The following is an 18,657-nucleotide window of genomic DNA, read 5'->3' as shown; positions in this document are numbered from 1 at the left end:
GCGCCAAGTCCTAATGTGCTATTGTTCAAAGATCTTGAGCGAAAACATGTGGTTAAGTTCTTTTAATCTGCAATTTTATAAACTTCCTGTTCCAGTTTGGCACTTTAATCACCGATTAAGAAGGAGGGAGTTGGATGTTTTAGATAGTTTATTTTAAGGAACAAGAACACTAGGCAAGAATTTTTTTTGGGAGGAGAGATAGAATGAATGTCAAAAAAGGTTTGTTAGTCGGTGCAACTGCATTTGGCCTTACGTTATCGGGGGCAGGAATTTCATCGGTTTCTGCAGCTGATTCCAAAACCAATGTTCATGCATCATCTGTCTCAGGTATCCATTCCTCACTCACCAATCAAGAGGCGGCTAAGACCTTAAATAACATTTACGATCAAGCTTATATCGGGCAAATGCCCAGAGAAGTTCACGGGCTTACAGTCCATAAAAGCACAAAAGAAGACGTTCATCAAAAGCTAGGTGAACCAGAGGAACCAGCTACCAAGGATAATCCCTTCGATCGTTATCACGGCTCCATGGGAAATCCAAGTTACGCCATTTCCTATGACAAAAACGATAAAGTTAATGAAATCCGAAACTTTGGTACAAACGTTGAAAGACAAACAAATTTAGGGGGTATCACGCCTGCTGTATTAAGTGAACAGATTGGCAGCCCCGATAAGATTCTCGATGTTCCCGATACAAATGAGTTGGATTATGTTTATAAAACAGATGATTATGAGCTCCATTTTGTAATCGGTGATAACCCGATTATCAAGGGCCATAAACAAACGGTTAATCATGTAAATTTAAAAGCAGCAAAATAGCATTTTATTTAGCACACCAGATGATGACTTTCCATACAGAACAGATTGATTAGGTAGGTTCTCGTCTCATAATACAGTGGACAAATAATTGAACAGGAGCAGGAATCCCGGAATAGGATCCCTGCTCCTGCCATTTACTGGAGATGCTTTTTCAATTCTTCAATTTGTTCCAAATGTCTTTTCTCATGATAACCGATAAAAGGAATCCATTGCTTCAGACTTAATTCTCCAAACGCAGGGTGCGGATAGGCTCTATGCTCTAACATATTATCATCCGCTTCATCTGCAATCTGATGCAATGCCTGTCTGGATTGTGCAAGTTTCTCCTTCATGTCAGCTAATGTGATAAATGCTTTGGAGGGCTCCACAAAAGAAGGGGCTTCAACCTTTGTGGAACGGTCCACTGTCAATTGGATCGGTTTGTCTGAGACTCTTCTGTGTTCTCCTTCTGCAAGCTGCTCTGTGATGGAAGAGGTTACGACACGCTCCATCAAATACAGATGGTCAAGCACTTGCATGATTGTCCATCTGCCTTTCTCCAGTTCTTCGTTCAACTGCTCATCAGTTAATCCTTCCACTGCTTGTAATACCTCTTCACGAATTTGATCGTTTTTATTTTCCATATATACCACTCCAATTTGATAATTATATTTTTAAAGCCTGCACGGTAATCACTGTGTTAATATTTTCTATATATAATTTTGTATTCCCGTTATTCAAACCATTCACACCAGTTAACAAATCGCTTTAACACTTCACTGCTTTAGCATAACAGGGGCCTGTCCCCCGTCAATATCCGCTGGATACAGGGTGATCTCGCCTGCAGGTGTTTTAGCTGCGTTGGAATGGATTTCAAAATTATCGTTTAGGGCAATAGTCCAAGCTGCTTCATGATTGCGATGGAGGACCACAGCAAGGGTCCCGTATTGTTGAACCTGTTCCCATTTGAACAATTCTGTTTGACCGTGCCATGATACAGTGATACCTTCTTCATCACTTAAAACTGCAGCATCTTTCCCTTTCCATTGTCCATGAATTTCTGCACCGACATAGTAATATGATACCCCTTCACCACGGTCGCCATATGTGCCGATAAACTGCTGCACTTTATCATCAATGGTTTGATAAGTGATGGCAGCCACATCATTGGCTAGCCATTGCACTTTAAATTTTCCTGTCGTTTCGTCCGGCAGTTTTTCCTTCGGCAAAGCAAGGATTTTATAGTATGTCCGGAAATAAACTGTTTCTCCATTTTTTTCTTTCATGGAGAGCACATGCTGAAAATCCGGCGAAATGCTGCTAATGTTTTTAATTTGTTTGTCACTTTCTGTAAGCAGCACACTTTGAACCGCAACAAACAAAATCACCATAACAGCACCGACGAACTTCCACTTTCTGCTTGATTTTACCAGCAATAGAATCGCTGCACCAGCACAAATGATACACAGCATGTTAATGACGTAAAATAATCGATTATCTACATACTCCGCATGATATCTTGCATGTGCAAACAGATAGCCCATCTGCAAACCAAAGAACCCAACAGCGAGAATGAACAAAAACCAACCTGCGATTTTCCGGAAATCATATTTCATCAGGCTGCACCTCTTTCTCGAACTGCCACGTTTTCCCATTGTCTGCAGAAATGAATCTGCCTTTCACTTCGCCTCCCAAATAATCTCCATTCGGCCCTTGGTTTACATCCATTGCCAAATATTTTTCCTTTTTAACCGGTACTTCGGCAGTCACGAAGATCTTATCATACTTCTCCGGAATCTCCACTTTCGATGGCTGCCAGGTCTCCCCGCCATCCTGAGTCACATACAGATCAGGGGCTTCTGGATTGATTGTCCCATATGACATGAACCCGGTTTTCTCATCAATAAACCCGCCGTCTGAAATAAGCCTTGTTACATTTGGATTGTTTATGTGTTTCCAATTTTTTCCACCATCTTGTGTGACAAAAGCGGTAGAATATTCCTGGGACATCGTTCGATCACCAGAAATGATTACATAGCCAAACTTTTCGTCTAAAAATGCTACTTTTCTAAAACGGACTCCCTGAATTTTTTCCGTAATAACCGAATCATGCCATGTTTTCCCTTTATCAGTGGAAAGGGTAAGCATGATTTGCTGAACCGCTCCGTTTTCACCTGTACCATATAAAAAAGCAGCAAGCTTTTCAGTCAGGACAAAACTTTGGGGAATCAGTTCTTGCTTGTCTCCATTATATTCACCAGCAAATAAATCCTCTCTTTCAATCGGTGCTGCTCCCCACTTCTTCCCTTTGTCAAATGTGATTTGCAGTTTATCATTCTGCAGGGAATAACCGATTTTTTTGTTATTTTCATTCGGATGAATAGGCTGCAGGCGTTTTTCCTGCTCTTTCATTCGCTGCTCTGACTCCTTCAATGCCTGCTTCTGCGCCGTCTCTTTCTGGTTCAGAGCCTCTATACCATCATTGGCATTTTCATAGCAGACAGTCGCTATGACAAGTGTCACCAACATGGCAGCGGCTGTAGTGATGATAATATTTTTCATCTGCTTCCCCTTATAAAATAGACATACTTCCATTCTACTACAAATCCATTTCAATTTATCGGGGGGGAGTGATTCATGATGTGGTGGAAAAGTTTTCTTGCACATTTGTTGTAAAATGCCTATCACCAAAAGCAGAATAGGCCTTTCAACAGAACAACTACTATCTCATCACAACATACGTATACCGCCAATTATCGGTAATTGTTTTTTCTCTCCCCTATAAGCATGCATCATACCAATCATCATCAGCAGCAGCATGACAAGGCCATACATACCTTGCAGGAGCGTTGTCAGCGGCCATAAAAACCAAAGAAATATTTCCATGAACTTGAAAACGACTTGACCCGCAAGTGAAAAAATAAGCAATACAAGACCCTGGTTTGCATGAAAAGCACCGGTTTCGGATTTTGGATTAACCACAAGCGGAAGAAAAAACAGAATACCTACATAGGCTAACATCGCAACTACTTTATGAACTTCATGTTGTTTTGAATCATTTGTGACATGTGCTTGATAAATATCCGCACCGCATTTTTCGCAAAACCTTGCACTATCTGACATCTTATGTCCGCACTGATAGCACTTCATAAATGAACCTCCCATCGATACTTTTATATTATTTATAGTGTATGTCCCATGTTTTATTGAAATGATTTTTATAAGGAAGGTGACATTTGGAAAGGGTGACCTAACCGGTTTCAAACGGTGAAGACCTGCAATAGCCACTTTGACGAGTAAAAGCGAAAAAATGCTATTCTAAAAAAATTCGGCCTTTCCTGACTTAGCTATAAAAAACGGGCAGAGAAGAATTACTTCCCTGCCCGACAATCATATTTCAATTAACCAATTATCATGTATCCTCTTTTTGATAAACAACTTTTCCATCTATGATGGTTGTTTTTACAGCTATATCTTTAATTCTTTTCGGATCAATCGTTGTAGGGTCTGCCTCCAGTACTGCAAAGTCCGCACGCTTATCTACCTCAATACTGCCACTATTGTCTTCATCAAAATTTAATTGGGCACCGTAAATGGTCATCGACTTCAGTGCTGTAATGACATCTATTTTTTGTTCGGGGCCAAGCTCCTCTCCTGAACTTGTCTGGCGGTTTACCGCTGCCCACACTGAAAACAATGGCGAAATAGGTGTTACCGGGCAGTCAGAATGCAACGTGAATAACAGATTGTGATCCACTGCTTCCGCTAGCGGACTGATCCTTCTTGCACGTTCAGGACCAAGAAAGATATTCTTATGCCGATCTCCCCAATAGTACACATGATTGATAAAAAACGATCCAGCAACATCAAGGTCCTCCATTTTTTGAATATCTTCAGGTGTGGCTGTCTGCACATGTTCAATTCGGTGCTGGTGATTTTTTTGTGGTTCCTTTTCTAGTACATATTCATAAGCATCCAAAATCGAACCGATAGCACGATCACCGTTCCCATGTGTTACGATACGAAAACCGCGACGATGTAAATCAAGCATCTCCTCGTTTAAATTATTCTGTTCATGGAACAGCTCGCCTTTTTTCTCCTTATCTGTATAATATGGTTTCCTTAATGCTCCAGTATAGCCTTGAATCGAACCGTCCTGAAACATTTTTGCACCATCCAGCCTGACTTTTCCTTCAGACATTTGCTGCAATTTTTCATCAATCTGCTTGGCAGTGTAATCGCCAAATACACTGTCCTTTCGCAAAAGATGATGCATCATGATCAGCCTTGTACGCATCGGGTTGATTCCTTTCGCTGCTGCCTCCGCGTGAAGTGTCAGCTCAGCATTAGGGTCACCCAACATTCCGACAGCTGCATCAGTGTTTGTCGTGATCCCTTGGGCCAAATAATCCTGAATTGCTTCCTCATACTGTTTCAATTTGTCTTCAACCGTCATTTCCGGCGTAGCCTTCATCATTTTTTCCATGGCTGGCTTCTCAAAAAGTACACCATTCAACCGACCATTTGCATCCCTTCCGAAATGGCCGCCATCATGATCAGTGACTGACTCATCAATGCCGGCAAGCTCCAGCGCTTTGGAATTGACGACAGCCAAGTGACCAGAAATATGCGTGATTAAAATCGGATGAGTGATCGAAACGCTATCCAATTCATCCCTTGTAATATGCCTTCCTTCCTTCAATGCAGTATCGTCATAACCAAATCCTGTCACCCAATTATTTTCCGGTGTTTCCTTCACTTTTTTTCGAAGCGCCTCTAAAATATCAGAAATATTATTGTTTGGCGGGGTCCCGCACTGCACAAAATTTTTCACTCTTGCATAGCCAAGAATATGATTATGTGTGTCTATGAAACCCGGGATTAAGGTCGCTCCCTTTAAATCAAGTTTTTCCTCCGCACTCACTTGATTCACCTCAGGCTCGCACTCTGGCCATACCCCGATAATCCTCCCATCTTTCACAGCGACGGATCCAGCGCGTGTATTGTCTTCATCAAGCGTCAGTACATTCGCATTCATAATTAATAAATCAGCATTTTTCATTTGAGAACCTCCCGTAAGAATCGTGCTCTCCCCATCGGGTTTCAATATGTAAGAACGACCGGGAAAACCCGATTCATATTTCGTACCTCTTTAACTCAAATGATATTCCCGCTAGAATTTTTATTTAAACTTCTTTTTTGGAAATAAATGTTAAAACACTTCTGATATGTGATCAATTTGCTATAGTACCTTTACGCAGCAGTTATGCCCTTCTCTCTTAATGAAAGGCTACATGCATTTACAGATTTTTCCTTATTGTGGTATGATCCTTGCCAAGGGGGAGAGTCCATGAAAAAATATAGTATGATCAGTTATTTGGCTGTCCTGTTTGGACTCAGTACTTTTTTGTTTTTTCTGCCATACGTGCAAACCGGTGGTTTTGTAAATATTTTACTCGGCCTGAACGTAATAGCAGTGGTGTTATCCGTTATCGGATTGTTCAAGAAAAATGAAAAGAAAGCCCTCGCTGGGCTCTCATTGTTTTTTTCTCTCTGGTTGCCAATCACCATTCTTTATATGATATTGGCATTGGGCTAATTTGAGTAAGCCTAGCCAGCCCCAACACAACAATTGGAGTTCACTATCATTAATCGGCAAACTTCGGACTTTACTGTAACTTTCCACGACATGCGACCGGCAGCACTTCTGCAATCTCACTGTCTGAAACAACATAGGCTTTTTCATGAAGATTAGTTACCGGACAGATATGATTTGGGATAATCTCCACTTTGTCACCTATGTTTATCTGTTTGCTGAAACTTTCATCATAAATGATCGCATGCTCATCAAAAACGCCATCAATGAAGACATTGTCAGATCCCTTGACCCTCCCCAATCCATTTGTTTTTGTTATTCCTTCGTTGCGTGTCTGAGCAGTGATACCTTTCGCACCAACATCCAAGATCACCCGCTCCCGGGTTGGTTTGCTGATGACTGTCGCCAGAACAGAAGCCGCACAGCGATCAAACGTCCCAATAACATTTGCTTGTGATGCGTCCATGAAAATATATGTGCCTGGTCTTATTTCAGTCACACCCTTAGGGATATCGAATTGCAGCATGACCGGCGGTGTGGAACCGATACTTACCACTTCCGGCTTGGCCCCCATCTCTTCTGCGATACCTGCAAAATGCAAAGTCCGCTCTGTTGCGTCTAAATACAATTGCTTACATGCCGCTGTATTCCCGGCCTTATAGGTATGCCCATCATGAGAAAAAATCCCCTTAAATGCAATATTTTCACTAGCAGCTACAGTTTCAAGCAACTTACGAAAATCATCTTCTTCAATAATGCCGGACCTTTTTTCACCAACCTCGATTTCTATCAGGACCTGGGCGGGTTTTTCAGCCCCTGCAAAAACTAGTTCAATTTGTTTGACCTGGTCAGGATGGTCAATGCCAAAAGAAATTTGGATGGTCTCAGCCAATTTCCGAATCCGTTTTAATTTCGCTTCTCCTACGACTTCATTAGCGATGAAAATATCACGTAAACCATATTCCGCCATGACTTCCGCTTCACCCGTTTTAGCTACAGTTATCCCCTTCGCTCCTAATTGTTCCTGCATTTTGGCCAATGCTGGCATCTTATGTGTTTTGGTATGCGGCCGCAATCCAATCCCTTGCTGATTCGCATATTGCTGAATCGACTTCACATTTTCCACCATGATTTTTTTGTCTATTAACAATGCCGGTGTATCCAATTCTGCTATTTTCAATACAACCTCTCCCTTATACGTTGATCAGCGCTGGCAGTATGAATAAAATGATAGAAATAAAGATCAATACCCTCGCAGCTGTTTTTGAAAGTTTTTGATTCGCTTTGCTTTTGTAAAATCCTGTGAACTGCAGCCGCTGGCGGTACCATACGAACAACAAAAGCAAGATAGCGATGCCAGGAAACCATCCGCCGCTTGCTTCTCCCACTTGGATATCAAAAGCTTTGTATACACTATTTACTAGTGCCCCCAAAACCACACCGCAGATCAGCATAATGAATATGACGCGTATCAATTCCAAGAAGAACCGCAAAACGACATTCCCCTCTCCCAGTTTTCTTCGTCTAGCAATCTTTTCTTTGCAAACAGTTTTGTAAAGCTTCATGTTTGCTTCATTTTATCATATTGACCCGTTTTCATGTCCAGACCGTCCCATTTCCCCAAAGCTTCCAGACTGCAGAGCTGAAATTTCTGTAGAAATGCAATAGATTGGTAAGACAGCAAAAAGAGCATCTATCCCGATCAGACGATGCTCTTCTCCATTTTGAAAATCTATTACCGACTTTTTTTATTTTTTACGCTTAATCCCTATTGTTCTTCCAGCTTCTTTTGGTTGCGGCATTTCCTTCTGTTCTAATGCAATTGCCTCAACCGACTGGGCAATTTGGTCAGGGAAAGGCGCGGGCCGTCCCGCCTCCATATCCATTCCCATCAACATTTGTTCACTTGTCGCCAATCGCTTCCCAGATGCATTCTTCATAGTAAAGAATACGTGCATGCGCTTTGCATCGCTGTCCAAGAGCTGTAGTGTTACATGCAATTTTTCTCCCAGATGCGCTTCATCCAGGTAGCAGACATGCGTCTCCAATGTAAAAATGGTGTAGCGCTGCTTTTCTCTAAAATCGGCATCAATACCAATATCCTGCATCAGCTGGTCGACAGTCAGGCTGAATACTCTGGCATATTCCGCGTCGTTCATGTGCCCGTTATAGTCGACCCATTCCTGTTTTACATCACATGTTAAAATTGTGTTGTCCACCGTATACACCTCCGCCAATGTTTATAATCTGCCGTTCAAATTGGCTGCGGGCCAGTATTCTTCCAGCAAGTCTGTCAGTTTGATCAAAAATTCATCACGGCGCTGTTCAAGTGCAGCAATGTCCTGCCCTTCCGTTTGCTCCTCACAGCCAGTGATCACTTTATCAGATAAATCCTTTGTCAATTCTGGTGCGACCAGTTTTGTCCAAGGTAATTTCAAAGCAGGTCCGAACTGTTCCAGCATATGCCGCATGCCCTGTTCTCCACCAGCCAAGTGCAATGTCAAAAACGGTCCCATTAAAGCCCAGCGCAATCCCGGACCATATACGATAGAAGCGTCAACCTCTCCTGTGGTGGCAATGCCGTCATTGACAATATGCAATGCTTCACGCCATATCGCTTCCATCAGCCGGTCCCCAATATGCCCGTCAATTTCATGGCGAACGATCAATGGTTTCATTTGAGCCGCTTCAAACAAGTCTCTCGCCCGCTCCACAACAGCCTGGTCTGTCTTTTCACCGCCGACCACTTCCACAAGCGGAATTAAATAAACCGGGTTGAATGGATGAGAAACAATGACTCTTTCCGGATGTGCACAGTCTTTCTGCAAGGTTGATGGCATGATTCCAGATGTACTGGAAGAAATAATCGCGTCCTGTCTGGATAATCCGTCAATTTCTGCAAGCAGCTTGCGCTTAACATCTTCCCTTTCTGGAGCGTTCTCCTGAATAAAATCAGCGTCAGCCACAGCTTTTGCAATATCTTTTTCAAAAACCAGATTATCTAGACTGGCACCTTCTCCAAGTCCTTTTTTCTCCAAAACCGGCCATACTTTTTTCAAGGCAGCATGGACTTTTTCTTCTGCACCCGGGGCTGGATCAAACGCAGTCACTTGATAGCCCTGTGATAGAAAACGGGCAATCCACCCTTGGCCGATTACACCTGTTCCTACTACGGTGATGTTTTTAATTGATTCTGCATTGTTTCGCATGATGTAAGTCTCCTTCTTTACGGACATTTGTCGCCATTTAACAATTCTAATCCAGTCAAAGACCAGCCCCCAACAAAAGAGGGACAATCCAGCGGAATTTTTCTCCTAAAAGAGAATTTCTTTACCGAGGCCAGATTATTTTCCGCAGCACTAATTTACTTTTGGAACTTTTTCAAGCCAAGCTTCTCCCGAGCTTCCTGCGGTGTCATCGGTTCTGCCTGCAATTCACGGATCGTGGACACGGCTTTATCTACAAGCTGTGCATTAGTTGCCAGCACGCCTTTCTTTAAATAAAGGTTATCCTCGAGTCCTACCCGCACATTACCGCCTAGTAAAACCGATTGTGCCGCGATTGGAAGCTGCATACGTCCAATTCCGAATGCGGACCAGGTCGCATTCTCCGGAAGACGATCTCGCATATATATGATTGTTTCTGCATCTGCGGCAGCACCCCATGGAATACCAAGGCATAACTGAAACAATGGGTCTCCGTCAATCAGACCATCAGCGACTAGCTGATTAGCCATGCGGATATAACCCGTATCGAAACATTCAATTTCCGCTTTGACTCCACTTTCCTGAATCATTTTTGCCTGTTTTCTCATCCAGCTTTCCGGGTTGATGTATACCATTTCTCCAAAATTGATGCTGCCTGCATCCAAAGTGCAGATCTCAGGAAGGAGTTCACCGATCGGCTGGTGCCGTTCTTCCGGTGTTTGCATCCATGTGCCTGGACCGCCATTGGCAGGATTCTCCTCACTCGGAATCCAATCGCCGCCACCGCCAGCCGTCAAATTGATGATGACATCCGTGTCAGATTCGCGAATTCTTTCTACTACTTCACGGTATAAAGCCGGGTTGAAGCTAACTTCGCCTGTTTGCGGGTCGCGCACATGAATATGGGCGACAGCTGCGCCGGCTTTAGCGGATTCAATAGCAGACTCCGCAATTTCTTTTGGTGTCACAGGCACGTGTTTGCTTTTTCTTGTTGTGTCCCCCGCACCGGTCACTGCACTTGTAATGATCACTTTATTTGTCATCGTCATTTCTCCCTTCCTTTTTCGGTACATGCTTGAAGATTTCACCTGATTCGAAAAAATCGATCAAACGGCTGATCCAATTGTAATAATCAGACCACAGCTCTGTCTCTTTGATCATATTTTGTTTTTCTTTTATCGCCGCATCGTGTTGCACACTATCTGATTCCATTTCGTGCAGCTCATTCCGTAATTTACGTTCAAACGATCGGCTTTTGCTGACTGCTTTTCTCCAATTTGAGGTAAATAACGCGATGAATGTCTGATAATAATCATCTTCCACCTGAATCAAATCTTTACGGACACCTTTTTTGAATACCTTCTCTGCAATATTCAGTGCAATCATTTCCCGCACGACTTGGCTCATACGCATTTTAGACATCCCTGTTGCTTCTGAGAGCTGATCCAATGTCATCGGCTCTCTATTCATATAAATCGTGCCAAGCACTTTTCCAATTGTTTCTGACACGCCGAAAGCGTGCATATTATCAGCAATTTTTTCAATGAACTGTTCCTTGCTCTCTTCCAGCTGGTGAGGAAATTCGTCCATGTGGCTAGTCTCCTTCAAGTATTCTTTTACTTGCTAGTCGCAACTATAACATAGCTGATAGAAAATGAAAAAACACAACTTGGATAGTATTTGAAAGGAAAAAGCAGGATTTCTAAGAAAACCCCACACTAAAATTCATAAAATAAATATTTTACATATTTTACACGTTTATATGCTTCTATTTGCCGTTTTATATTAAATTCACATTCTTGTATCATTAATGACATAGTTTTATTGTGATTTGTGCGAAAAATGACGAAAATCATGGTTTCAATTCAATGCCATGATGCACGGTTGCAGCAGAATACGCTTGCAGTTTTCTGTTAAAAAGAGAGGGAGGTACTTTGTTTTGCTCACATTTAAAAATGTATCGAAAGAATATGAAGGCGGAACAAAAGCAGTGAACGACTTGAATCTGGAAATCAATAAAGGAGAGTTCATCGTTTTCATCGGTCCAAGTGGCTGCGGAAAAACAACCACCATGAAAATGGTCAATCGCCTGATTGACATTTCAGATGGAGAAATTCTGATCGAGGGCGAAAACATCCGTAATAAAGACATTGTGGAATTGCGACGTTCCATTGGTTATGTCATCCAACAAATCGGCTTATTTCCTCATATGACCATCGCGGAAAATATAGCGCTAGTCCCCAAATTATTGAAATGGCCCGAAAAAAAGCGATATGAACGTGCACAAGAATTACTGAAACTCGTCAACATGGATCCTGAATATCTTGACCGCTATCCAAATGAATTGAGCGGCGGCCAACAGCAGCGTATCGGCGTGCTTCGTGCCTTGGCAGCAAATCCGCCATTGATTCTAATGGACGAGCCGTTCGGGGCACTAGATCCGATTACGAAAGACAGCTTGCAGGATGAATTTAAACATCTGCAGAAAAACCTTGGTAAAACAATCGTCTTTGTGACACATGATATGGATGAAGCGATCAAGCTGGCAGATCGTATCGTGATTATGCGTGCCGGCGAGATTGTGCAAGTTGGCACACCTGATGAGATTTTGCGCAATCCTGCCAACGAGTTTGTTGAAACTTTCCTTGGCAAGCACCGTTTGATCAGTGAAAGAGAAAATTTACAGACCGTAGAGCAAATCATGAATCCAGACCCGATCGCAATTACTGAAAATGAATCCTTGTCCCAAGCGATCAAAATGATGAAAAACCATCGTGTGGACTCCTTATTGGTCGTTGATACGTCCAATCACCTCAAAGGTGTCATCGATTTAGAAATGATCGACAAGAATAAACGTAAGAATGTGACGATCGGTCAAGTGATGGAGACAGAATTTTATAAAGTGAAACAACATGTCCTACTTCGAGACACAGTTCACAAAATCCTGCGCAACGATATGCGCTACGCTCCAGTCGTGGATGAAGACAATCATCTCTTAGGTATCATCACCCGAGCAAGCATTGTCAGCATCGTTTATGATTCCATCTGGGGAGATGATGCTGCATCTGCATCTTTACCAGTTTAAGCATTTCATTTTCAATGCTTCAATAATCATCTGAGGAAGTGATCAATTGGTTATATTAACATCGTTTTTTTCGGAATATGGCAGTCAATTATTATTTAAAACGTGGGAACATATTTATATTTCACTAATAGCTGTTTTATTAGGTATCATTGTCGCTGTACCGCTGGGTTTCATGCTGACAAGGGTGCCGAAAATCGCAGATAAATTCATGTCGCTGGTCGGGGTCATTCAAACCTTTCCGACACTGGCTGTGCTGGCATTTTTCATTCCAATACTTGGTATCGGAAAAGTACCCGCCATTGTGGCACTGTTTCTTTATTCGCTTTTGCCTATTTTGCGCAACACATATACTGGTGTCCAATCGCTCAATAAAAGTTTGCTTGAAGCGGGACGCGGTATGGGGATGACTGGCTGGGAAAGAATCCGGATGGTCGAACTTCCCATGGCTATACCCATCATCATGGCTGGTGTACGCCTGTCCACTGTTTACTTGATTGGCTGGGCGACACTTGCTGCATATATCGGAGCTGGCGGTTTGGGTGATTTCATTTTCGATGGCTTGAACCTGTTCAAACCCGAGTTCATTCTTGCTGGCGCGATTCCTACAACCGTTCTGGCATTGATCACAGATTATTTGCTGGGACGCTTGGAAACTAAATTGACACCAAAAGGAATTAGAACTTCTGCAGAAACAGCTTAATTTGAAGGAGGATCGCGCGAGATATGTTTAAATTTAAAGGAAAAACCATACTGGGAATACTGGCCGCGATGTTGCTTGTATTAAGCGGATGTTCCCTTCCGGGGCTTGGCGGCTCATCAGAAAATACGATTAAAATCGGTGCCCTCGGCACTTCAGAGTCGACCACGGTGGCTTATATCATCAAACAAATGATCGAACATGATACTGACTACAAGGCAGAAATTGTCGGCAATATGGGGTCTTCCATCGTGCAGCACCAAGCGTTGACACAAGGTGAAGTGGACATTACTTCCACCAGGTACACGGGTACAGACCTGCCTGGCACTTTGCAAATGGATCCGGTAACAGACCCAAAGAAGGCTTTGTCAATTGTACAACGTGAATTTCAAAAACGTTTTGATGAAACATGGTTCGATCCATATGGTTTTGCAAACTCTTATGCATTCACAGTAACGAAGGACCTGGCAAAAAAAGAGAATCTGCATAAGGTATCCGATGTCAAGTCGCTTGCTCCTGATCTTCGTTTAGGTGTGGACAATGCCTGGTTAAATCGGGAAGGCGATGGTTATAAAGCATTTACTAAAAAATACGGATTCGAGTTCGGCAAAGCATACCCAATGCAGATCGGCCTTGTATATAAAGCAGTGAAAAGCGGAAATATGGATGTCGTGCTTGCTTATACCACGGATGGCAGGATCAAATCGTTTGATCTGGTTACTTTGGAGGATGACAAGCATTTCTTCCCACCTTATGATGCTTCCCCGGTCGCAAGCAATGACGTATTGAAAAAGTTCCCTGAGGTTAAAAGCATCTTGCAAAAACTTGCCGGAACAATCAGCAACGATAAAATGCGGCAAATGAATTATGAAGCAGATGTAAAAATGAAAGAACCTGCTGTTGTTGCTAAAGAATTCTTGAAAAAAAATAATTACTTTGAAGGAAAGTAACAGTAACAGAAAGTGGTGATGCAAGTGCACACATTGAACCAGTTATGGAATTACTACGCACAGAACTATCCCTACGTTTGGGAAGAATTTTACAGGCATTTTCTCATGTCAGCCTACGGCGTGATATTTGCAGCAATTGTTGCCATTCCTGTCGGCATCCTGATAGCCCGATATGCGCGCTTAAGCAAATGGGTCATTTCGATAACTAATGTCATTCAAACCATACCTGCTTTGGCAATGCTCGCCGTATTGATGCTTGTACTTGGACTCGGTGCAAATACAGTTGTTGCTTCTCTATTCCTTTATTCTTTATTGCCGATCGTACGTAACACCTATACCGGCATCAAAGGAGTCGATAAAGCATTGCTCGAGTCTGGGCGCGGCATGGGCATGACAAAATTCCAATTGCTTCGCATGGTCGAATTGCCGCTTGCCCTTTCCGTCATCATGGCCGGTTTGCGCACCGCATTGGTTATCGCCATCAGTATTGCCACCATTGGCGCCTTTATCGGCGGAGGTGGACTGGGGTCGATCATCATTCGCGGTACAAATGTTGCTGATGGAACAGCTATCATTTTGGCTGGTGCCATCCCTACCGCCGTCATGGCTGTTGCCGCCGATCTCGTGATGGGCTGGCTGGAAAAACGACTGATGCCCGGTAAATCCAAGAAGAAAAAATCCCAAGCACAAGCGGCTTGATTCGTTAGCAGCAGGACTTTGAATTATTTGCAAAGTCCTGCTTTATTTAAGGGAGAGCACTATTGCTCCCTTGCAAGCTGACATGATGACATTTCAAAGGAGGAATAAAATGAATAGTAAGGAAATCATTTTGGAAAAAGATATCGCATGCACATTGCGCGATGGAACTATTTTGCGAGCAGATATATATCGCCCCGCCGAGAATGGAAAATATCCGGTTCTATTGACAAGATTGCCATACGGCAAGGATGATCCATTTTATTCCCATCGGTATTTGGATACCAACCGCCTTGTACTGGCAGGGTTTGTGGTTATTGTTCAGGATGTCAGAGGCAGATTCAAATCCGATGGAGATTTCTTCCCTTTTCAGGATGAGGCCAAAGACGGTTACGACTCTGTAGAATGGGCAGCCAAGCTTCCCTATGCGGATGGCAATGTTGGGATGTTCGGCTTGTCCTATTATGGGTTCACCCAATTGCTTGCAGCAAGAGAGCGCCCGCCACATTTACGGGCGATTTTTCCAGCTATGACATTAAATGACCTCAGGAACAATATGGTTTATCGTGACGGTATCCCTTCCCTTGCATCGATGAAAACCTGGATTCTTGAATCGATGGTTCCTGATTTACTGCGCAGAAAATATCCAGATCAAAAGACCTATACAGAAAAGATGCAGCAATGGGCTAAGGCACTGGACAATTTGCCTGAGGAATATGCAAAGTCATTGGAGGATGGCTGGCCACTGCTTGAAGATTTTGGGGTAGCCGAGGAATTTTTCCAGATTTATCGACTTGCCGAAGATGCACCACTTTGGAAACAGACAAGTATTCTAAATAGCTATGATCAACTGCAATATCCAGCAGTACATCTTGGCGGCTGGTATGACAGCCTATTGAAGTCCACTATTGAGAATTATCAGCATATGCAGCAGAAGAGCAACTGTTGCCAGCGGCTGATCATTGGGCCATGGACCCATGGAGATTTCGGCTCGGCTGCCGGAGAACGAGAATTCGGTATGAAAGCATCCGAAAGCTTTTTAGACGGTGAAGAGGATTTGACGAATTTGCACATCCGCTGGTTCGATCACTGGTTGAAAGGAAAAAATACGAACATCGAAAAAGATGCACCAGTAAAGCTTTTCGTCATGGGGAGCAATGTGTGGCGTGATGAACAAGAATGGCCGCTGGCAAGAACAACTTACACACCATACTATTTCAGCAGCAGCGGCCATGCGAATTCCCGATTCGGTGACGGCATACTCATTAAAAATATACCATTGGAAGAGCCAGTGGACACCTATAACCATGATCCAGCCAATCCAGTGCCATCACTGGGAGGACAAAACTTATACCGGGGTGTCGCCACGGCAGGACCACGAAATCAGCAGGATTTGGAGAAACGAAAGGATATTCTCGTATATACTACACCGCTGTTAGAATCAGCGTTGGAAGTAACTGGACCTGTCAAGGTAATACTATGGGCTTCCAGTGAAAATGAGTATGCGCATTTTACAGCCAAACTTGTGGATGTCTTCCCTGATGGTAAAGCCTATAATCTGACAGATGGTACTGTGAAGGCCACTTTTACAGGTGAAGGCGGCCATAAAGGAGAACCTGTTTGTATGGAAATTGATTTATGGGCAACAAGTAATGTTTTCATGCCTGGGCACGCAATCCGTGTCGAAATTGCTTCAAGCAATTATCCTAAATTTTCAGTTGACAAATCCCGTGGCAAGCGGCAGACAGTTCAAACTATCTATCATGACCGGGATCATCCATCACATATCCTGCTTCCGATCATATAATCAGGCGTCAGGGGTCCGTCCTCCTGACGCTTGATTATATTTTTACTTTCTTCGGCTAAACTAATACGGCATTGTTACGAAATGAAGGGATGAATGACGATGAATGACGAAAAACAGAAGCATACAGCAAAGTCATGTAAATCATACCAGGAAACGAACGAGGAAATCGCACATAATGAATGGCTTCAAAAGCAGCAGCCGACACCACAGCCAAAAGATATGGAAGAAATAGATTACTGAACAGGACAGGACAACCTGCCAAGGAGGAAATCTGATGGAAAAGAAAGAACGCGTTTACCGGACTGGACAAGGAATTCCGGTTTCTGGAGAATATATTTGTCAATCCGGCGTACGAAAGACATTTAAAGAGGATGGCCTTTTCCCCGTTTGTCCAACAAGCGGAAAAGAAACCCATTGGGAACACCATGATCATTCATAAGAAAAACAGGGGTGGATGGGTGCCGCACCGTAAAAGTGACCTTCACAATAATAACTTTTGTGGTTGCACTGCCAATTCTCCCTGTTTTCTTGTTCTACGTCCTTTTTGTTGGTAAAATCCCCAAAGGTCGTTATTCTGCTAATTTTGCCGGCTGTTTTTGCCGGAATTCTGAATCTCTTGTTTGACTTCCTCCGCATTCGTATCACTGTATATATTTGTGCCAAACCCGCCGCTCGTTTTTGCAATGAATGCTTTTGCCTGATTATACGTCAATCCGGAGCGCTTTGCCTGAGCCAGCAGTTCTTCTACACTCAGCTCGGAGGAATCACGCGGCAACTCACTGTCCTTCATACAATCACCTCCGCCTACAGGCAATATTCTAACCAATATGGGCGGAGTTATCCTGGGTTTTCACGTCATCGCCAGCGGTTCAGTAATTTTGTTTCTAATGCTACAGTTCTGACGTTCCTGCTAGAGGAAGAAGTGAAAAGATAGTTCAAGCAGAAAGATTAAGTACTTCCGGACGTTATTAAAATGGACTGTCCCTTCTTTTAGAGACAGTCCATTTTTCATTGCACCTCAGCACAAATCAGCCCAAAATACGTCGGCACCTCGTATGATAAAAACTGGATTCTGCGGGATGCTGCAGGGATGGCACCTGCCAATATGATTGTTTGCCAAATACCATCCGGCTTAGCGGCTTCTATATAATCCGGATCCAGATCAGCCAGTTTTTCCAGCTCGTTATTTTTCATATAATGAATGACCTCTTCATCTAATGCTTTTGCTGCCGGGTGGAAACCATACGGACCGTCTAAGTCATGTGCATGAGACCAGTCACAGCTTGCAATCAGCGCAACACGTTTTTCACTCTTTTGAACCGATTGACTAATCACCTGTCCAAACCGCATATGTTGATCAAAAGGCAATTCCCGGCTTGGATTGATGACAACGATGGGAACATGAGGCATAAAAGCCAGCGGAACGATGACACCCCAGTCAAGCCGCAGTTGAGATGCCGGACCTGCTGCTGCCCCGAAATTAATGGATGCTGCAGGAATACCCTTATTCTGCGCTGCTTCTGTAATGGCAGCTGCCAGCTCTCTGTCTACATCACGGGTCATTTCATATGTTGCTCCATGTTCTTCCAGTATGCCACTCATTTTTTCACTATGAGAAATGGAAAACATGCCGTCTATTCTTGTACCATGTGGTGTCAAAACAATGATCACATCCGGATTGGCCGCTTGCATCTTCTTTCCGATATTTTGCATAGAACTTCGTGTCAAATGCATCCGTTCTGGCAACGCTCCGGAAAGTTCTGGTATGATTTCTCCACCATGAGGTGTAATACATGAAAATACAAACGGGTTCATACAATCCC

At 43.2% G+C, this 18,657-nt stretch carries 22 protein-coding genes; 9 read left to right on the top strand and 13 right to left on the bottom strand.

The window, feature by feature from the left end; all coding sequences use genetic code 11:
• The first annotated feature begins 203 nt into the window (after nt 1–203).
• Nucleotides 204–818, top strand: a complete 615-nt coding sequence (locus ACFSMW_RS19750; protein WP_390358030.1) for a YjgB family protein — start codon at nt 204–206, stop codon at nt 816–818.
• A gap of 134 nt (nt 819–952) precedes the next feature.
• Here ACFSMW_RS19750 and ACFSMW_RS19745 read toward each other — a convergent pair whose 3' ends face one another.
• The 5 genes from ACFSMW_RS19745 to ACFSMW_RS19725 form a co-directional block, all read right to left on the bottom strand.
• On the bottom strand, nt 953–1,441 hold the full coding sequence (locus ACFSMW_RS19745; protein WP_390358029.1) for a DinB family protein: 489 nt from the start codon (nt 1,439–1,441) through the stop codon (nt 953–955).
• Between the two features lie 132 nt (nt 1,442–1,573).
• On the bottom strand, nt 1,574–2,413 hold the full coding sequence (locus ACFSMW_RS19740) for a hypothetical protein (RefSeq protein ID WP_390358028.1): 840 nt from the start codon (nt 2,411–2,413) through the stop codon (nt 1,574–1,576).
• Nucleotides 2,403–3,359 (bottom strand): WD40/YVTN/BNR-like repeat-containing protein, encoded by a 957-nt coding sequence (locus ACFSMW_RS19735; RefSeq protein ID WP_390358027.1) that lies wholly within the window; start codon nt 3,357–3,359, stop codon nt 2,403–2,405. The genes ACFSMW_RS19740 and ACFSMW_RS19735 overlap by 11 nt, the downstream gene beginning before the upstream one ends.
• A 168-nt stretch (nt 3,360–3,527) precedes the next feature.
• Nucleotides 3,528–3,947, bottom strand: coding sequence for a zinc-ribbon domain-containing protein (locus ACFSMW_RS19730; RefSeq protein ID WP_390358026.1), 420 nt, complete (start codon nt 3,945–3,947; stop codon nt 3,528–3,530).
• Nucleotides 3,948–4,209: 262 nt separating this feature from the next.
• Nucleotides 4,210–5,859, bottom strand: coding sequence for an amidohydrolase (locus ACFSMW_RS19725; protein ID WP_390358025.1), 1,650 nt, complete (start codon nt 5,857–5,859; stop codon nt 4,210–4,212).
• 288 nt (nt 5,860–6,147) lie between these two features.
• On the opposite strand from ACFSMW_RS19725, the gene ACFSMW_RS19720 reads away from it, so the two are divergent.
• The gene (locus tag ACFSMW_RS19720; protein ID WP_390358024.1) at nt 6,148–6,396 is read left to right on the top strand and encodes a hypothetical protein; all 249 of its coding nucleotides are present in this window, start codon (nt 6,148–6,150) and stop codon (nt 6,394–6,396) included.
• 70 nt (nt 6,397–6,466) lie between these two features.
• Here the strand turns inward: ACFSMW_RS19720 and ACFSMW_RS19715 are convergent, their stop codons facing one another.
• The 6 genes from ACFSMW_RS19715 to ACFSMW_RS19690 all read right to left on the bottom strand — a co-directional run bounded on the left by ACFSMW_RS19715 (nt 6,467) and on the right by ACFSMW_RS19690 (nt 11,189).
• Entirely contained in the window at nt 6,467–7,573 is a 1,107-nt protein-coding gene (locus ACFSMW_RS19715) for a D-TA family PLP-dependent enzyme (protein WP_390358023.1), read from the bottom strand.
• A gap of 13 nt (nt 7,574–7,586) precedes the next feature.
• Nucleotides 7,587–7,958, bottom strand: a complete 372-nt coding sequence (locus tag ACFSMW_RS19710) for a hypothetical protein (protein ID WP_390358022.1) — start codon at nt 7,956–7,958, stop codon at nt 7,587–7,589.
• Nucleotides 7,959–8,141: 183 nt separating this feature from the next.
• Entirely contained in the window at nt 8,142–8,612 is a 471-nt protein-coding gene (locus ACFSMW_RS19705; RefSeq protein ID WP_390358021.1) for a thioesterase family protein, read from the bottom strand.
• 21 nt (nt 8,613–8,633) lie between these two features.
• Nucleotides 8,634–9,602 carry a 3-hydroxyacyl-CoA dehydrogenase NAD-binding domain-containing protein gene (locus ACFSMW_RS19700; protein ID WP_390358020.1) on the bottom strand — a complete coding sequence of 323 codons (969 nt, stop codon included), beginning with the start codon at nt 9,600–9,602 and terminating at the stop codon, nt 8,634–8,636.
• Between the two features lie 155 nt (nt 9,603–9,757).
• Nucleotides 9,758–10,642 carry a beta-keto acid cleavage family enzyme gene (locus ACFSMW_RS19695; RefSeq protein WP_390358019.1) on the bottom strand — a complete coding sequence of 295 codons (885 nt, stop codon included), beginning with the start codon at nt 10,640–10,642 and terminating at the stop codon, nt 9,758–9,760.
• Nucleotides 10,632–11,189, bottom strand: coding sequence for a GbsR/MarR family transcriptional regulator (locus tag ACFSMW_RS19690; protein WP_390358018.1), 558 nt, complete (start codon nt 11,187–11,189; stop codon nt 10,632–10,634). Before ACFSMW_RS19690 ends, ACFSMW_RS19695 begins: the two co-directional genes overlap by 11 nt.
• Before the next feature lie 349 nt (nt 11,190–11,538).
• Between ACFSMW_RS19690 and ACFSMW_RS19685 the strand changes: the two genes are divergently transcribed.
• The 7 genes from ACFSMW_RS19685 (at nt 11,539) to ACFSMW_RS19655 (ending at nt 17,273) form a co-directional block, all read left to right on the top strand.
• Entirely contained in the window at nt 11,539–12,684 is a 1,146-nt protein-coding gene (locus ACFSMW_RS19685) for a betaine/proline/choline family ABC transporter ATP-binding protein (RefSeq protein ID WP_390358017.1), read from the top strand.
• Nucleotides 12,685–12,730: 46 nt separating this feature from the next.
• Complete coding sequence (locus ACFSMW_RS19680) at nt 12,731–13,384, top strand: ABC transporter permease (RefSeq protein WP_390358016.1); 654 nt, start codon at nt 12,731–12,733, stop codon at nt 13,382–13,384.
• Between the two features lie 23 nt (nt 13,385–13,407).
• Nucleotides 13,408–14,331, top strand: a complete 924-nt coding sequence (locus tag ACFSMW_RS19675) for an osmoprotectant ABC transporter substrate-binding protein (protein WP_390358015.1) — start codon at nt 13,408–13,410, stop codon at nt 14,329–14,331.
• A 24-nt stretch (nt 14,332–14,355) separates the two neighbouring features.
• Nucleotides 14,356–15,030, top strand: a complete 675-nt coding sequence (locus ACFSMW_RS19670; protein WP_390358014.1) for an ABC transporter permease — start codon at nt 14,356–14,358, stop codon at nt 15,028–15,030.
• 109 nt (nt 15,031–15,139) lie between these two features.
• Nucleotides 15,140–16,834 carry a CocE/NonD family hydrolase gene (locus tag ACFSMW_RS19665; protein ID WP_390358013.1) on the top strand — a complete coding sequence of 565 codons (1,695 nt, stop codon included), beginning with the start codon at nt 15,140–15,142 and terminating at the stop codon, nt 16,832–16,834.
• Between the two features lie 99 nt (nt 16,835–16,933).
• Entirely contained in the window at nt 16,934–17,074 is a 141-nt protein-coding gene (locus ACFSMW_RS19660; protein ID WP_390358012.1) for a hypothetical protein, read from the top strand.
• 34 nt (nt 17,075–17,108) lie between these two features.
• On the top strand, nt 17,109–17,273 hold the full coding sequence (locus tag ACFSMW_RS19655; RefSeq protein WP_390358011.1) for a hypothetical protein: 165 nt from the start codon (nt 17,109–17,111) through the stop codon (nt 17,271–17,273).
• A 138-nt stretch (nt 17,274–17,411) separates the two neighbouring features.
• On the opposite strand, the gene ACFSMW_RS19650 is transcribed toward ACFSMW_RS19655, so the two are convergent.
• Nucleotides 17,412–17,624: a hypothetical protein gene (locus tag ACFSMW_RS19650; protein ID WP_390358010.1), complete on the bottom strand. Its 213-nt coding sequence runs from the start codon at nt 17,622–17,624 to the stop codon at nt 17,412–17,414.
• Between the two features lie 218 nt (nt 17,625–17,842).
• Nucleotides 17,843–18,649: a DODA-type extradiol aromatic ring-opening family dioxygenase gene (locus ACFSMW_RS19645; protein WP_390358009.1), complete on the bottom strand. Its 807-nt coding sequence runs from the start codon at nt 18,647–18,649 to the stop codon at nt 17,843–17,845.
• Between the last annotated feature and the right edge of the window lie 8 nt (nt 18,650–18,657).

Origin of the sequence: Tigheibacillus halophilus, assembly GCF_042683165.1 — a bacterium.
Lineage (GTDB): Bacteria > Bacillota > Bacilli > Bacillales > Amphibacillaceae > Tigheibacillus > Tigheibacillus halophilus.
This window is presented reverse-complemented; position numbering and strand designations above follow the sequence as displayed.

Bases quoted from the DNA above. Each gene is read 5' to 3' on its own strand.
- ACFSMW_RS19650 (WP_390358010.1), bottom strand. From the start codon at position 17,624: ATGAAGGACAGTGAGTTGCCGCGTGATTCCTCCGAGCTGAGTGTAGAA.
- ACFSMW_RS19695 (WP_390358019.1), bottom strand. From the start codon at position 10,642: ATGACAAATAAAGTGATCATTACAAGTGCAGTGACCGGTGCGGGGGAC.
- ACFSMW_RS19750 (WP_390358030.1), top strand. From the start codon at position 204: ATGAATGTCAAAAAAGGTTTGTTAGTCGGTGCAACTGCATTTGGCCTT.
- ACFSMW_RS19645 (WP_390358009.1), bottom strand. From the start codon at position 18,649: ATGAACCCGTTTGTATTTTCATGTATTACACCTCATGGTGGAGAAATC.
- ACFSMW_RS19725 (WP_390358025.1), bottom strand. From the start codon at position 5,859: ATGAAAAATGCTGATTTATTAATTATGAATGCGAATGTACTGACGCTT.
- ACFSMW_RS19735 (WP_390358027.1), bottom strand. From the start codon at position 3,359: ATGAAAAATATTATCATCACTACAGCCGCTGCCATGTTGGTGACACTT.
- ACFSMW_RS19660 (WP_390358012.1), top strand. From the start codon at position 16,934: ATGAATGACGAAAAACAGAAGCATACAGCAAAGTCATGTAAATCATAC.
- ACFSMW_RS19700 (WP_390358020.1), bottom strand. From the start codon at position 9,602: ATGCGAAACAATGCAGAATCAATTAAAAACATCACCGTAGTAGGAACA.
- ACFSMW_RS19690 (WP_390358018.1), bottom strand. From the start codon at position 11,189: ATGGACGAATTTCCTCACCAGCTGGAAGAGAGCAAGGAACAGTTCATT.
- ACFSMW_RS19710 (WP_390358022.1), bottom strand. From the start codon at position 7,958: ATGAAGCTTTACAAAACTGTTTGCAAAGAAAAGATTGCTAGACGAAGA.
- ACFSMW_RS19730 (WP_390358026.1), bottom strand. From the start codon at position 3,947: ATGAAGTGCTATCAGTGCGGACATAAGATGTCAGATAGTGCAAGGTTT.
- ACFSMW_RS19665 (WP_390358013.1), top strand. From the start codon at position 15,140: ATGAATAGTAAGGAAATCATTTTGGAAAAAGATATCGCATGCACATTG.
- ACFSMW_RS19745 (WP_390358029.1), bottom strand. From the start codon at position 1,441: ATGGAAAATAAAAACGATCAAATTCGTGAAGAGGTATTACAAGCAGTG.
- ACFSMW_RS19655 (WP_390358011.1), top strand. From the start codon at position 17,109: ATGGAAAAGAAAGAACGCGTTTACCGGACTGGACAAGGAATTCCGGTT.
- ACFSMW_RS19675 (WP_390358015.1), top strand. From the start codon at position 13,408: ATGTTTAAATTTAAAGGAAAAACCATACTGGGAATACTGGCCGCGATG.
- ACFSMW_RS19740 (WP_390358028.1), bottom strand. From the start codon at position 2,413: ATGAAATATGATTTCCGGAAAATCGCAGGTTGGTTTTTGTTCATTCTC.
- ACFSMW_RS19720 (WP_390358024.1), top strand. From the start codon at position 6,148: ATGAAAAAATATAGTATGATCAGTTATTTGGCTGTCCTGTTTGGACTC.